15 protein-coding genes are annotated in these 15180 nt (G+C 33.5%); 9 read left to right on the top strand and 6 right to left on the bottom strand.

The genetic code is table 11. The features are described 5' to 3' along the window. Positions 1–32: 32 nt before the first annotated feature. From ccoG to GQR94_RS10410, 4 genes are read left to right on the top strand one after another with little or no spacing between them, the layout of a single operon-like run. A complete protein-coding gene (gene ccoG / locus GQR94_RS10425; RefSeq protein ID WP_158975442.1) occupies positions 33–1451 on the top strand; it encodes a cytochrome c oxidase accessory protein CcoG in 1419 nt (472 codons plus the stop codon). 44 nt (positions 1452–1495) lie between these two features. Further along, a complete protein-coding gene (locus GQR94_RS10420) occupies positions 1496–1942 on the top strand; it encodes a FixH family protein (RefSeq protein WP_158975441.1) in 447 nt (148 codons plus the stop codon). Next, a complete protein-coding gene (locus GQR94_RS10415) occupies positions 1943–2647 on the top strand; it encodes a sulfite exporter TauE/SafE family protein (RefSeq protein ID WP_158975440.1) in 705 nt (234 codons plus the stop codon). 27 nt (positions 2648–2674) lie between these two features. Further along, on the top strand, positions 2675–3064 hold the full coding sequence (locus GQR94_RS10410) for a group III truncated hemoglobin (RefSeq protein WP_158975439.1): 390 nt from the start codon (positions 2675–2677) through the stop codon (positions 3062–3064). Between the two features lie 56 nt (positions 3065–3120). Here the strand turns inward: GQR94_RS10410 and GQR94_RS10405 are convergent, their stop codons facing one another. Further along, positions 3121–3945 (bottom strand): universal stress protein, encoded by an 825-nt coding sequence (locus tag GQR94_RS10405; RefSeq protein ID WP_158975438.1) that lies wholly within the window; start codon positions 3943–3945, stop codon positions 3121–3123. 23 nt (positions 3946–3968) lie between these two features. Then, positions 3969–5330, bottom strand: coding sequence for an oxygen-independent coproporphyrinogen III oxidase (hemN, locus tag GQR94_RS10400; protein ID WP_158975437.1), 1362 nt, complete (start codon positions 5328–5330; stop codon positions 3969–3971). A 963-nt stretch (positions 5331–6293) separates the two neighbouring features. Here hemN and GQR94_RS10395 point away from each other — a divergent pair. The 5 genes from GQR94_RS10395 to GQR94_RS10375 all read left to right on the top strand — a co-directional run bounded on the left by GQR94_RS10395 (position 6294) and on the right by GQR94_RS10375 (position 13054). Then, on the top strand, positions 6294–9218 hold the full coding sequence (locus tag GQR94_RS10395) for a TonB-dependent receptor (RefSeq protein WP_158975436.1): 2925 nt from the start codon (positions 6294–6296) through the stop codon (positions 9216–9218). A gap of 21 nt (positions 9219–9239) precedes the next feature. Continuing rightward, positions 9240–9863 (top strand): hypothetical protein, encoded by a 624-nt coding sequence (locus GQR94_RS10390; RefSeq protein ID WP_158975435.1) that lies wholly within the window; start codon positions 9240–9242, stop codon positions 9861–9863. A 27-nt stretch (positions 9864–9890) separates the two neighbouring features. Then, entirely contained in the window at positions 9891–11081 is a 1191-nt protein-coding gene (locus tag GQR94_RS10385) for a histidinol-phosphate transaminase (protein ID WP_158975434.1), read from the top strand. Positions 11082–11205: 124 nt separating this feature from the next. Continuing rightward, positions 11206–12354: a permease gene (locus GQR94_RS10380; protein WP_158975433.1), complete on the top strand. Its 1149-nt coding sequence runs from the start codon at positions 11206–11208 to the stop codon at positions 12352–12354. 112 nt (positions 12355–12466) lie between these two features. Beyond that, positions 12467–13054: a bifunctional precorrin-2 dehydrogenase/sirohydrochlorin ferrochelatase gene (locus tag GQR94_RS10375; protein ID WP_158975432.1), complete on the top strand. Its 588-nt coding sequence runs from the start codon at positions 12467–12469 to the stop codon at positions 13052–13054. Between the two features lie 14 nt (positions 13055–13068). On the opposite strand, the gene GQR94_RS10370 is transcribed toward GQR94_RS10375, so the two are convergent. The 4 genes from GQR94_RS10370 to GQR94_RS10355 are packed head-to-tail and all read right to left on the bottom strand — an operon-like array spanning position 13069 to position 15176. Further along, positions 13069–13296, bottom strand: coding sequence for a DUF6500 family protein (locus GQR94_RS10370; protein ID WP_158975431.1), 228 nt, complete (start codon positions 13294–13296; stop codon positions 13069–13071). A 32-nt stretch (positions 13297–13328) separates the two neighbouring features. After that, positions 13329–13724, bottom strand: coding sequence for a response regulator (locus GQR94_RS10365; RefSeq protein WP_158975430.1), 396 nt, complete (start codon positions 13722–13724; stop codon positions 13329–13331). Beyond that, on the bottom strand, positions 13696–14745 hold the full coding sequence (locus tag GQR94_RS10360; protein ID WP_158975429.1) for a response regulator: 1050 nt from the start codon (positions 14743–14745) through the stop codon (positions 13696–13698). The genes GQR94_RS10365 and GQR94_RS10360 overlap by 29 nt, the downstream gene beginning before the upstream one ends. Positions 14746–14753: 8 nt before the next feature. Then, positions 14754–15176, bottom strand: coding sequence for a response regulator (locus tag GQR94_RS10355; protein ID WP_158975428.1), 423 nt, complete (start codon positions 15174–15176; stop codon positions 14754–14756). Positions 15177–15180: the final 4 nt, after the last annotated feature.

Genomic DNA, 15180 nt, shown 5'->3' with positions numbered 1-15180 from the left:
TTAATTGGTTAAAACAGTTTAAATACTAAGAGATGGCTCAAGACACTGAAAATTTTAGAGATTCAATAGGTACTATTAACGAAGACGGTAAAAGAGCTTGGATTTTTCCTAAAAAACCAAGCGGTAAATTTTATCAGTACCGTAAATATGTAAGTTATTTCCTTTTGGCATTTCTAGTTGCAGCTCCATTTGTGAAAATAAATGGAAATCAGTTTTTAATGTTTAATGTTCTGGAAAGACGCTTTAATATTTTCGGATTTCCATTTTGGCCACAAGATTTTCACCTTTTCGTGATATCTATGATTATTGGCGTCATCTTTATTGCCTTATTCACTGTTGCTTTTGGTCGTATTTTTTGTGGATGGATGTGTCCGCAAACCATTTTCTTAGAAATGGTTTTCCGTAGAATTGAATTTTGGATTGATGGAGATCGTGGCGCACAAATAAAATTAGAACGCCAAGAATGGAACGCCGAGAAAATAAAAAAACGGGTGTTAAAATGGATCATATTTTTTATTATATCCTTCTTAATTGCCAATGTGTTTTTAGCTTATTTAATTGGTAGTGACCGGTTAATACAATATGTAACGGATGGTCCTGGACAACACATAAGTACCATGATATCTTTATTGATATTCACGGCTGTATTTTATTTTATTTTTGCTTGGTTTAGAGAGCAAGTATGTATTATTGCTTGTCCTTATGGTAGAATGCAAGGCGTTTTATTAGACAATAAATCTATTGTTGTAGCCTATGATCACAAACGCGGTGAAAGTGAAAATGGACGTAAAAAATGGCGTAAAAATGAAGATCGTGAAGCATTAGGGAATGGCGATTGTATTGATTGTTTTCAATGTGTAAATGTTTGTCCAACAGGAATTGATATTCGGAATGGTACGCAATTAGAATGTGTAAACTGTACCGCTTGTATTGACGAATGTGACACAATAATGGAAAAAGTCAATCTTCCTAAAGGATTAATACGTTATGCTAGTGAAGATGAGATTGTTAAAAAAGAAAAGTTCAAGTTTACCCCTAGGTTAAAAGGATATACTGCAATATTAGTAATCCTTACCGGAGTTTTAATAGGGATGCTATTTTTAAGAAACGACATAGAAGCAAATATCCTTAGGTTACCAGGGCAGCTATATGAACACAAAGAGGGAAATATCATTAGTAACGTGTATACCTATAAGTTACTAAACAAAACCAATGAAGATATTGATGATGTTCATTTTAAGCTTATTTCTCACAAGGGTACTATTAAGTTAGTGCGTCATGAAGACTTTATAGTTCCTGCACAAAATTTAGCAGAAGGAACACTGTTTATAGAAATTAATAATAGCGCCATTAAAAGCGATAAAGAAAGAATAAAAATTGCCGTATATAGTGGTGATAATCTAATTGAAACTACGACAACTGCATTTTTAGCCCCTAGGAGTTATAAGTAAAATGGTTGGTAATCAATTTTCAGCTCAAATTAATAAAAGAAATTATGAAAATAAATTGGGGAACAAGTATCGTAATAGCTTTTGTTTGCTTTATAAGTTTTATTCTATTTTTTGTCATTCGCATGAATATAGATCATAAAGCAAATCATGATTTGGTTACTGAAGAGTATTATAAAGAAGAACTTGGTTTTCAAAAAGAAATTGATGCCGAAAATAATGCTAATGATGATAATAAAAATATCGAAGTAGAAAAAACAACCGAAGGCTTAGTGATAACATTTCCTAAAAACATAGATAATACTGTTGTTAAAGGCACAGTGTCCCTATACAGACCTTCTAATAAACATCTGGATTTTGACTTTCCAATACGTCTATCCGACTCACATTTGCTCGTACCTGACAAACGTTTATTAGAAGGCCGCTGGGACATTAAAATTTCTTGGGAATATAAAGACGAAGAATATCTTCACAAAGAAAAAATAACCTATTAAATGTTAGTATCAGCAATCATATTAGGCCTTATGGGTAGTTTTCACTGCGTAGGCATGTGTGGCCCAATTGCTTTTATGCTTCCTGTTGATAGAACAAACAACTTTAAAAAATTCTCGCAAATCTTCATCTATCACATAGGAAGATTATTAGCTTACGGAACTTTAGGCTTGGTTTTTGGCCTACTAGGCAAAGGCTTATTTGTCTTTGGAATGCAGCAAAAATTATCTATTGCCATTGGTATTCTAATGATCATTGTAGTAGTACTGCCTCACAAATTCATTAGTACTTACAACTTTTCTAAACCTATGTATCGCATCATAGGAAAAGTCAAGAATCGTTTAGGTAAAGAACTGAAGAAAAAAACAGCAGATACATTTATTACCATTGGTTTTTTAAACGGTTTTCTTCCATGTGGATTGGTCTATATGGGTCTTTTTGGAGCCATTGCCATGGGCAATCCTTTAGAAGGTGCGTTATATATGGTTTTATTTGGCGCTGGTACTATTCCTCTCATGACAACAGCCATCTATTTTAGTAGTCTTTTAAAAGGAGCTGCAAAACAGAAAATACAAAAGTTAATTCCTGTTTTTGTGGTCCTCATTGGTGCTTTATTTATTCTAAGAGGATTAGGCCTCGGTATTCCTTACGTATCACCAAAACCAGTGGCAGAAGTAGTATCTTCTAACCTAGAATGCCAGAACTAAACCTCACCTTGCCTAAAGAATAAAAAAATGCCACAAAAAGAAATAGAAAACAGAACTGATGTTAGTGTATTGGTGCGCAGTTTTTACGCAAAAGTGAGATTAGATAACGTTCTTGGACCAATATTCACTGGCATTATTACAGATTGGGAAAGCCATTTAGAGTTGCTAACAGATTTCTGGGAAACACAGCTGTTTCTAAAGCGTAAGTACCACGGAAATCCAATTAAGGCACACAATGAAATTGATGATAAGATGAACCATTCTATCACACCGGAGCACTTTGGTTTATGGCTTAATCTATGGTTTGAAACCATTGATGAGTTATTTACAGGAGATACAGCTTTCATTGCTAAAAACAGAGCGCGACAAATGAGTAGCATGCTCTACATGAAAATGTTTGAAAACAGATCTAAATAAAAAAGGAGCACTAATTAAAGCACCCCTTTTCAAGATTCACAAACAAATCAACATTATTAAATTTTAAACGTAACTACTGGTATTGTTGAATGATTAGCTACATCTTCTCCTATACTTCCCATAAAGAAGTGAGATATTCCTTTTCTACCATGAGTAGGTATTCCGATTAAATCAATCCCTTGAGTTTCTGCATAATTAATAACACCCGTCTCAACAGTATAGTCGTTGTAGATTTTTACATTGATAAATTCTTGCCCTACAACAGCTGAAAATTTTTCTATTTTTATATTGATGTCTTCTGAACTCAAGAAATTATCTCCTGGAGTATTTATATACACTATATGTAGCGCTACAGAAAATTGTTCTGCAATGTATTTAGCGCGCTGATAGGCATTCACATTTTCTTCTTTCAAATCGCAGGCAAAAACCATAGTTTTAGGTGTAAATTCATCTAATCTATGTTTAATTACTAAAACAGGAACCTCTGAATTACGGACTACTTTTTCTGTATTAGAACCTACAAAAATTTCCATAACACCATCAGTACCATGCGATCCCATAACAATCATGTCTGCATTGTTAGCCTCCGCAACTTCATTAACCTCACTAAAGACTTTAAAATGTTTAATTATTGGTTTTATCTCAACACCTTTTAAAAATGGTTTATTTAAAAATTCTGCAAAACGTTTTTCGGCCATTTTTAATAAAAAAACAGTCTGTTCTGGATGTGCGCCTTCAGTAGACGTAATATATGCTTGATTCAATTCTAGCATATGTAACGCAAAAATTTTAGAATTGTGTTTTTTAGCTAATGATACTGCAACTTTTAAAGCATTCTCCGATTGAATCGAAAAATCTATTGGTACAATGATATTCTTCATAGTTTATAATTAAGAGGTTAAATTTATATTGTCATGGAAAACAGCCTTGTTTCAGGCGCTTTTCGTTGTAAATGCATATCAAAAGCCATACAAATATTTCTAATAAATGGCCTTCCTTTTTCTAATACTGTAATTTTATAAGAATCAATCTGAAGTAAATCATCAGCTTGCATTTCCTGTAACTTATCAAAAGAAGCCTCCAAATCTAATAGCTGAATTTCTTCTGCTGTAAATACGGTTTCAAATCTGCACATTAAATTTAGAATATGTTTTCTTATTATCGTGTCTTCATCCGTTAAAATATGACCTCTATAAATAGGAATGATAGCATTTTCGACAAGATGCTCATATTCTTCCAGACCTTTTACATTTTGAGCAAAACTATACCAACTATCACTAATACTTGAAGCACCCAAACCAATCATCAATTGTGTTTTTGAAGCCGTATAACCCATAAAATTTCGGTGTAATGCACCATTTTCCATCGCTTTAAACAAACTATCAGTTTTTAATGCAAAATGATCCATACCTATCTCTTCATAACCCACTTGGGCTAATAATTTTTTTCCAGTTTCATACTGCAAACGTTTCTCTTCAGCTGTAGGCAAATCATCATCATTATAACCACGCTGACCATTTCCTTTTAACCACGGCACATGCGCATAGCTGTAAAATGCCAAACGGTCTGGCATTAATTCTTTTGTCTTTAAAATTGTTTGTTCTACATCTGCAATAGTTTGGTGCGGAAGACCAAATATGATGTCATGACCTATAGAAGTATACCCAATTTCGCGAGCAGCCTCTGTCACTTTTTTTACATTTTCAAAAGGTTGCACTCTATGAATAGCCTTCTGCACTTTTTCATTATAATCTTGAACGCCAAAACTTACCCGCCTAAACCCTACATTATATAAGGCTTGTAAATGCTCCCTTGTGGTATTATTAGGATGACCCTCAAAACTAAACTCATAATGAGCTGCCTTATCTGCTATTTTAAAAATTCCTTTAATTAAATATTCTAAATTTTCTGGCGAGAAAAAGGTTGGCGTACCTCCACCTAAGTGAAGCTCTTTTACCCTAGGTTTTTCAGAAAACAAATTGCAATACAATTGCCATTCTTTAAGTATGGTTTGTAAATAAGGCACTTCTACTTCATGACGTTTAGTAATGCGTTTATGACACCCACAAAAGGTACACATGCTTTCGCAAAAAGGCAAATGGATATATAAGCTGATACCTTCAGAACTATTACTTTCCTCAAAACTTTGAATTAAAGTGGATTGCCATTTTTTTCCAGAAAAATTATAAATATCCCAATAAGGAACGGTAGGGTAACTTGTATATCTTGGACCTGGAACGTTATATTTTTGAACTAATGTGCACATTGGAATTGTATTTAGTACAAACCTACTGTTGTATTAAAAGAAAAAATATGATAATTATCAGGTTAGCGCTGTATCCAATTTCAGCTGTAGACTTGTTGCTATTGTTTTAAGCTACACCAAAACTAGTATGCCAATTGGCATTTTCTTTCATACATTTAAAAGGCGCCATTGCACTGATGTTACTAATTGTTAATATAATATTTTGATACACTGCCTGGTAACGCTCAGCAACTTTAGCATAAATTTTTACAAAAAAATCATAAGTACCCGTTTTAAAATTTATTTATACTATCTCCAAAATTCGTATAAGTTGTAATAAAGTGCCTTTCATTTCAAAAAAAACTTAGAAATAAGGTTTAATACTCGTCTATTTTATATAATCAATATTTAATGTAGCTCCCTTATCCTTCATCTGGTTCATGAGTATGGGTAAAATCATAGTAGATTCAAAAAAGGGAATGGCATCAAAAAATTAAAACCATTGAATTAAAATCCAATTTTTAAATAAAACCTTGAAAATAATTCAATTATTATAAAAATAATATAATTATTACTTAACATTCACCCCAATACATTATTAAATTATTAATAGGACTGTAATTTATTTTTCAAATTCATAAAAGTACAATTGACGCTTATTTTATCAATCTATCATATTTTAGCTACCTAAATATTGGAAAACACAATAATTGATGGAATTTCTAAAAAGTATATAATATATGTTGATTTTTACCAAAATCATTACATTATAATCACTGATTTAAGTTATTTATTGATTTTTATTTATTAATAACTATTATTAATATTGGTAGTATAAAATTTAACATTTTTATACCATAGTGAAGTTTCCGGAACTTTCCTTTTTAGAATTTAAATAATGCCTTTTGCGTCTTCCGTAATTCATCGAGAAAAATTACAGAAATGGTATGGGTAGTATAATAATAACCAAAAAACCCTCTGAAAATGAAGAAATTCTTGCTAACATTATTTCTATTGAATGCCCTATTGGTAGTTAACGCCCAAGATATCGAAATCAAAGGTAAAATTATTGATGATATGGGCGAACCGCTATCCGGAGCGAACATTATTGTAAAAGGCACCGCTATAGGTGCTATCTCAGATTTTGATGGCCTATTTAACATCACAGCTCCAGCCAAAGGAACTCTTTTATTCTCCTCATTGGGCTTTGCTTCAAAAGAAGCCAAAATAAACAATCAAACATTTATCACCATACAACTTATTGCATCTGCACAACAATTAGAAGAGATGGTAGTAATTGGTTCTAGAGGACAAGCTAGAACAAAATTAGAAACTGCATCTCCTGTAGATGTTATTAGTATAGCAACCCAAAGCATAAACATGCCTCAATTAGGGTTAGCTGAAATGCTTGTTGCATCAGCACCATCTTTCAGTGCCTTTAAATCACAAGGAGGTGATTTATCATCATCTGTAGATCCACCCACACTAAGAGGCTTAGCACCTAACCAAATGTTAGTTTTGATTAATGGTAAACGAAGACATACATCGGCGTTGTTAGCAGCTTCACAAACAGGTAGCCCAGCAAATGCCGTAGATATGAGTTTTATTTCTCCTGAATCTATTGACAGGGTAGAAATATTAAGAGATGGTGCTTCAGCACAGTACGGTTCTGATGCCATTGCGGGGGTTATGAATGTGGTATTGAAAAAAGGAACAAACAAGTTCTCTGGTAGCTTAACTATGGGTGGCTATCCAAACAAAGCGCCAGACTTAAGCGGTTCTGATGTAAGTGAGACTGCACAAGAATTACTTCAAGATACTGAAGCGGATGGTATGAACTATCAATTATCTACCAATTATGGAGTAGGTTTTGAAAATGGAGGTTATTTAAACCTAACAGGTACTTACAGACAGGCTGAAAAAACAATTAGACCTAATGTAAGTGAAGCTACTCCTTATGGCGATGCTTATTTAAACAATCAAAGAACAGATACTCAAGGTAACGTTATCATAACGAACCCAGAATTAATTGCAGCTCAAGCCGCTGGAGATACTGAACTTGCAGCATCCTTAACAACCGATGAAGGCTTAATGGCCGCTAGAGGACTTACATATAAAGATTTTTCAACTTATGCAGGATCTGCTGGTTCAAAATTAGGTGTAATTTCCTATAACATGGCTTTACCTATCAACGAGAATACCGAATTTTATTCTTTCGGTGATTTTGGTTACAAATACACTGATGCCTATAGCTGTTTTTTTAGAAGGCCAGCCCAAGCTGATAGAGCAAATTATGATTTATATCCAAATGGATTTAGACCACAAATTGAAACTACTCAAACCAACATTGCTTTTACAGGCGGAATAGAAGGCAAACTAGGTGATTTTGATTTCGACTTTAGCAACACTTTCGGTCGCAACAAAATGACATTTGATATGTTCAATACTTTTAACTCAAGTTTACAATCTGCTTCTCCTACAGATATGAATTTAGGTACACACAGTTTTTACCAAAACACCATGAACTTTGATATTTCAAGATATTACGATGATATTCTTTCTGGTTTTAATATCGCCGTTGGTACTGAACTTCGCGTTGAAAATTATAAAATTATGGCAGGGCAAGAAGAGAGCTATGAAGCTGGTGATGCAGGTTTATATACGGCTTCAACAGACAATGAGGTCCTTGTAGGCCCAGATGGAGCACCTTTAGAAGACCTTGAATCAGCACCTATCGTTGATGCCAATGGTGATCCTGTTGTACTTGAATATGCAGGTGTAAGCCAATCGTTCAATAAAGTTTATAGCCCCAACTGTCAATGCTTCAGAGGCTTTGCTCCCGGCAATGAAAGTGATGCCTACCGTTCTGTAACTGCAGCCTATTTAGATATGGAGTTAGATGTTACTAAAAAATGGTTTGTTAGCACTGCATTTAGAGCTGAAAATTATTCTGATTTTGGTGGCGTATTCACAGGTAAATTTGCAACTAGATATTCCATTTTAGATAACTTTGCCTTCAGAGGTTCATTCAGTTCTGGTTTTAGAGCTCCTTCACTACAGGAATTGAATTACTCGCACACTTACACCTTCTTTATTGGTCTAACACCTTATGATGGTACATTATATCCAAATACAAGTACTGCAGCAAAAGCATTGGGAATTCCGCAACTTACAGAAGAAAAATCAACAAACTTTAGTATTGGTTTTACCACTAAGTTATTTAATAAGTTAGAACTTACTGTTGACGCTTACTCAATAGAAATTAAGGATAGAATTTTTGAAACCAGTGAATTTGATGCTAGTGATGCTCCTGTTTTAGAGCCAATTATCGGAGAAGGACTTGCTTCTTTCAGAATCAATGGTGGTGATGTTAGTACAAAAGGTATAGAAATTGTAGCCAACTACAATGAACGTGTGGGCGACGGAATGTTAGGCTTAATGGCTTCGGGAGTTCTAAGAAAAAATACCTTTAAAAATTCTACTATTCCTGATTTGAATACCGTATTAACTGATGCAGAAGTTGAAGAAAAATATGTAAACAGATCTAGTATCGGACAATTTGAAACTGGGACGCCAAACACAACTTTCATTGGTTCAGCGACATATTCTATAGGAAAATGGTCTGGTATGTTAAGAGAAACTTTCTACGGAGAAGTTACTACACTTGACAATACATTAGATGCTAATGGCTTATATGATGATCAAACCTTTTCTAGCGAATTTGTTACTGATATAGGTATTACTTATAAGGCAACTGAACACATTAGCTTAACTGTTGGTGGAAATAATATTTTTAATAATTATCCAGATATTCTTATCGCTGCAAATAGAGGTTTCTATCTGTATTCTAATTACCAACAAGGTTCAAATGGATCTTACTATTTCGGTAGACTAAGCTTTTCTTTCTAATTAATTAAAAAAATTGATATCATGATAAAGACCTATATAAAACAAATAAGCGCAGTATTTTTATTTCTAATAGCTACCTCATGCGAGTCTGATAAATTAGAAGCTGAATTAGACACTGCAGATGGAGGCGGAACACTAACTTCATATATTGCTTACACCATAGAAAGCACTGATCCGACAGGAACTAATGTTAGCGGAAGAATAGTTTTTTGGAAAACAAGTATCGATCAAACGCTCGTACAAATTTCATTAGATAGCCCAAACTATGAAACTATGTGGGAAGCTAGCACAACTCAGCTAGACCTCGCTTACCCATCTTCAATTATGACAGGGGCAATAGGAGATGAAACCTTGTTGACAGATTTGTATGACGTAGAAGTATTCCAGTTAGTTACTCAAACTGATAGTGATGCTGTAGACACTGATGATTACGACCGAGATGGCAATACTACTGAAGATTTACCAACACAACTCATTTTTTACGCTGAATTTGCTGTTAGTAAATTCTTTGTAATTAGTGATACCAATTTCTACGATAGCATTCTTGATTTAGATGGACACATTAACATTTATGACACTGATGGAACAACAATAATTGCAGCAGGAAATATTGGGACTAATGAAGACCCCGTAGAACAGAATTAATTTTTTTTAACTTAATAAGCACATAATATGAAAACAACAGTAAACAGAAGAGATTGGCTTAAAAGAGGCGTTCTCACAGCAGCAGGAGTTGTAGCAGCTCCTTATTTATCGTACGGAGCATTTTCATCGGAACCTCTAAAATTAGACACACAAGGCAATTTACCCTACACTCCATTTTTTAAAGAGTATTTACCTTATAACGTCACTAAACCCATAGAACTTGCAGCAAAATTAAATGCGAACGAAAATCCTTATGGACCTTCATCTAAAGCAATAGCAGCTGTAGGTGCAAATGCCTTTAGAGGAAATAGATACGCCTGGACAGAATTATTTGATTTAATGGAAAAAATTGCACTTGAAGAAGGTGTACAACAGGAAAACATCATGATGGGCCCTGGATCATCAGATATACTAGAAAAAACAGCGATGGTTTTCTTTCAGAATGGGGGGAATATAGTTTCTGCAGATCCATCATACATGTCACTTATAAAGGTAGCAGAAGCAACTGGTGCAACTTGGAAAGCAATTCCATTGAAATCAGATTGGTCACACGATTTAGCAGCAATGGAAGCCGCAATTGACAGCGAAACTAAACTAGTATATATCTGTAATCCAAACAATCCTACAGGAAGTATGACCGATCATACGGAATTACTAGATTTCTGTAAAAGAGTAGCTGATAAAGTTCCCATTTTTGTCGATGAGGCTTATTTAGGTTTTCTTGAAGATGGTGCTAAAAAAAGTATGGTGTCCTTAATCAAGGAAGGAAAAAATGTAATTATTGCCAGAACATTCTCTAAAATTCATGGTATGGCAGGCTTACGTGTAGGTTACGCAGTAGCCTTACCAGAAACTTTAGGTATTATTCAAAGAATTACGAGAGGCGGAATGGGTATTTCCTTTCCATCTATTTATGCCGCAACAGCAAGTATGGATGATATTGCATTCCAAACAAAATCGAGAAAACTCAATAAAGAGTGTAGGGAATATGTCTACAAAAATTTAGACAGAATGGGCTTTAAATATGTACCCTCTTCCACAAGTTTTATCATTTTCCCTATTGAAATGGATGGGAAAGAGTTTTTAGAAAAAATGACCGCTGAAAAAGTGGGTGTCCGTGCTTTTGAGTTTTATGACAAAAATTGGTGTCGCGTTAGTATGGGTACCATGGACGAAATGAAGTTGTTTACTGCAGCCTTAGAAAAAGTGCTTATCTAAGTTTTGAATTGGTCCGAGAGTTGGTTGTTAGCTGTGTTGCCTTGATACAATTACTTCCAACTCTTCTGGTCCAGTTCATTTTTAGATATTAAACAAACTATAAAAATTTTTAAAACCCTTGTATATGAATATTGCATTTCAGAAGACCTTAGAGCTGCTACTTATAATAGGAGTTGGATTTCTTCTACAGAAAAAAGTTGCAAAAAGTGATTTGAAAGGAATAAAGGTTTTAATCTTAAGTGTAGCATTACCTGCAGTTATCTTTGTTGCTTTATTAAAAATTAAATTAGAAAGCTCTCTTTTAATATTTCCTGTTTTAGCACTTGTCTTTAATTTATTGATGTTATTTGCATCAAAATATTATCTAAGCAAAACATTACCTAGTGGCGATAATGCTCGAAAAAGAACTATAATGATGTTATTACCATCATTAGCCCCTGGTTTATCTTGCTTCCCTTTTATTGCGGTATATTTAGGTGATGATTACCTTGCATTAGCAGCATTAGCAGATGTAGGGAATAAAATTTTTGTTCTTATATTATTATATATGCTTGCCATGCATTGGTATAACCTAAGGTCTATAAAAGATGCCAAAGCATCTATGAAAAACAAACTAAAAGGACTCGTTATCTCATTAATTAACGAACCAATAAATTTAGTAATGATTGCTGCTTTAATTCTATTAGCATTGGGATTAAACCTCTCAAGTCTTCCTTCCTTTTTAGGGAATACAATAACAAGTTTAAGTACTATAATGGCTCCATTGGTCCTATTATTTATAGGTATGGCAGTTAGGATAAATGCAAGTGAGTTTTCACTAATACTTAAACTCCTCGCGCGTAGGGCAGGAATTACTTTTTTACTATCTGCTCTATTTGTTTTTCTTTTCCCCGCCCTTGGCGCAAGCATGATTTTATTTTTAATCGTTTTCCCTCAAAGTTCTTGTAGTTTTTGGCCCTTTGCCCATATGAGTGCAATAGCCGGTTTAGAAGAAAAAGATAAACAAACAAAACCTACATTCGATATAGATTTTGCAGTTAATGTATTAGCCTGCTCACTGCCTTTTTCTACACTTTTAATTATTGGAGTATTTTCATTCAGTGAGTTTTTTATTCATCCTATGATTATTTTAATTTCTGGGATAACATTACTAGTACTATCTTACATTCCGAATGGACTCAGCATTTTAAAAAAAGCAAAATCAAAATCTGATGAACACATAGATGCCATGTCATTAAATTTAGAAACACAAACTAACGACAACAAAGAGTAACCTAGATTAAACCTTCCATTAGCCCCTATAGAAACAGTTGAAAATAGTATCTTTGAATTAGCTATTTTAGCATTTAACAAATAGCTAATTCTCTGATATTAAATTCACCATAATGGAACGCAACAACCTATACCCTGTTTTTTTAAAAGTATCTAATTTAAATATACTTATTGTTGGTGGAGGAAATGTGGCATTAGAAAAACTCACTTTTTTATTAAAATCTAGTCCAGACGCAAATGTAGAAATGGTTTCTCCCATGTTTAGAGAAGAAACTATAGCTTTAGCTGATAAGTTTGCTATTAAAATGAATGTTACCCCCTACTCTAAAAGCTACCTAAACAATAAACATATGGTTGTTGCTACTACAGATAATATCCCTGTTAATGAACAAGTATACCATGATTGTAGAGCACAAAACATTCTAGTGAATGTTGCTGACAACCCTCCTTTTTGTGATTTTTATATGGGTGGTATCGTTACTAAAGGCAATGTAAAAGTGGCTATTTCTACCAATGGCAAATCTCCAACAACAGCAAAAAGATTGCGTCAGTTTTTTGAAGATGTAATTCCAGAAAACATTGATGATTTAGTTAAGAATTTGAATGAGTTTAGAAAAACAATCAAGGGCGATTTTGAAGAGAAAGTAGAAACTTTAAATGAATTCACAAAAGGTTTGGTCAACAAGAAAGATGCAAAGTAAAGGCAAAACTCCCTTTAATCTAAAGGAATTATTTGTTGTGCCAATGCTTTTATTTTAACAGCTTTTTCAAAGTGATCTAATTTATGTTCCATAATCCACCAGTGCGCCACTTCTAACAGCAATTTTGGATTGTCATTTTTATTTGCAAAGAAAGCATAAAAAGAAAGCCCAACATTGGGGCCTTTTTTTTCAATCTTATCCGTACAAACCGTTATAATTTTTTTCTTTATGGTCTCTGTCATTCTATTATAGCTATCAAATTTTTTTTAAAGAATTAAAAGAAAGAAGCTAAGTCCGCATTTGCTTTAATATCTTCTACACACGCTATAGTAAGTGGTTTTTCTACAAATTTGAATACTTGTGCATGTTGATCTGCTTTTTCACGATCAGAGTAATCAATAGACGAGGTTAATATCACAACTTTAAATGCTGCTTTGCTAGGCGTTTTATTCAATGCTTCTAATAATTCCCACCCGTTCATTACAGGCATGTTAATGTCTAAAAAAATCAAAAATAAAATCTCTTGATCTTTTTTTTCCATAATATACTTTAATGCTAAAGCACCGTTTTCGAACATTTTTTGCCCAGATACATCACATTTATTAAGCATGCTATTATGCAAGTATTGTCCTATCGGATCATCATCTACTAGTAGTATCTCCAAAATCATACGTCGTATTGTTAATTTCTATCTTAGAAGCTTTTTCAGAAATACCCCTGATAATTTCATCTAGTTCGTCTGCAGACTTCAGCAGTTCTGTATAGACGAAATGTTTATCCTTTACAGGCACATCTTCATCACAGTCTAAAATCTTAATTAGTCCCATTAACCGAGCTAAAGGAGCCCTAACTACGTGAGACTGTATCCACGCAATTTCTCTCAATTTCTCGTTCTGATCAACAATAGCTTTAATATAGTTAAGTCGCTCTGTAACATCATTCGCTAAACTAATGCGTACCGTTTTACCAATTCTGGATATGAGATTACTCGTAATTTCCACTTCTATTACGGTCCCATCCTTTTTCTGGTGTTTAAAAAAGCCCTTAAACTTACCTTCTTTATCTACTGGATTTTCCTTTAAAATTTTCATGAAATCAACAACTTCCTCTTTCGGCCTAATATCCCGAATATTCATTGTTAAAAACTCCTCATAGGAATACCCATAATGAGCCGTTGCAGCATCATTCACATCTAAAAACATTAAGGTATCTAAGTCATAGATCCACATAGGTTGCGGACTTAAATGAAATAAATCAATATACCTTTTTTCAGATTGTTCTAACTGCAGTAAGTATTTACCCCGCTCAATATTATAACGCACACTTTTATAAAGTGTTAGTGCCGTAAGTTCATCTTTTATTAAATAATCTGAAACCCCTAAATGCAATGAGTCAATACTAAATTGAATATCTGCATACCCTGTAAGGACAACAATAGGCCTCTTTTTCCCTATTTTAACTATTTCATGAATGAGCGCTATCCCTTTTTTATCTGGCAATGATAAATCCAAAAATATAATATCTAATTTTTGAGTACCATCAAGTAAAACCTCGGCTGCCTCTTTAAAATTGGTTGCAGAAATAATGTTCGGATTTAATATTTGATCCCTCAAATATTCTTGGAAAATATAAAGATCTCCTGGGTTATCCTCAATAATTAGTATGGAGTACGTAGATTTATCTTTAATCATAAAAATTATTAAGGCAATTTTACAATGTTAATCCAAAAATTTTCTATCTGCGAAACTGCAGAAATAAACTCTGAAGGTTCAACTGGTTTAGTGATGTAGCAATTTACATAGTGCGAATACGCCTTTTTAATATCTAGTGCAGAAGAAGACGTCGTTAGCATTATAATAGGAATATGTTTATAGCTACTATCTGATTTTAATATTTGAAGCACCTCATGACCATTTTTCTTAGGAAGATTTACATCTAATAGAATTAGGTCTGGCGTTTTTTCATTTACAAAATTTTCTTTTTTGTAAACAAAATTTAGAGCTTCTTCCCCATCATTAACTACTTTTAAAGTATTGGTTATTTTACAACTTTCTAATGCCTCTGTAGTTAATAGTACATCACCTTCATTATCTTCCACTAATAATATAGTAATACTTTTCATATGG

This window comes from Cellulophaga sp. L1A9, assembly GCF_009797025.1.
Classification (GTDB): Bacteria; Bacteroidota; Bacteroidia; order Flavobacteriales; family Flavobacteriaceae; genus Cellulophaga.
This window is presented reverse-complemented; position numbering and strand designations above follow the sequence as displayed.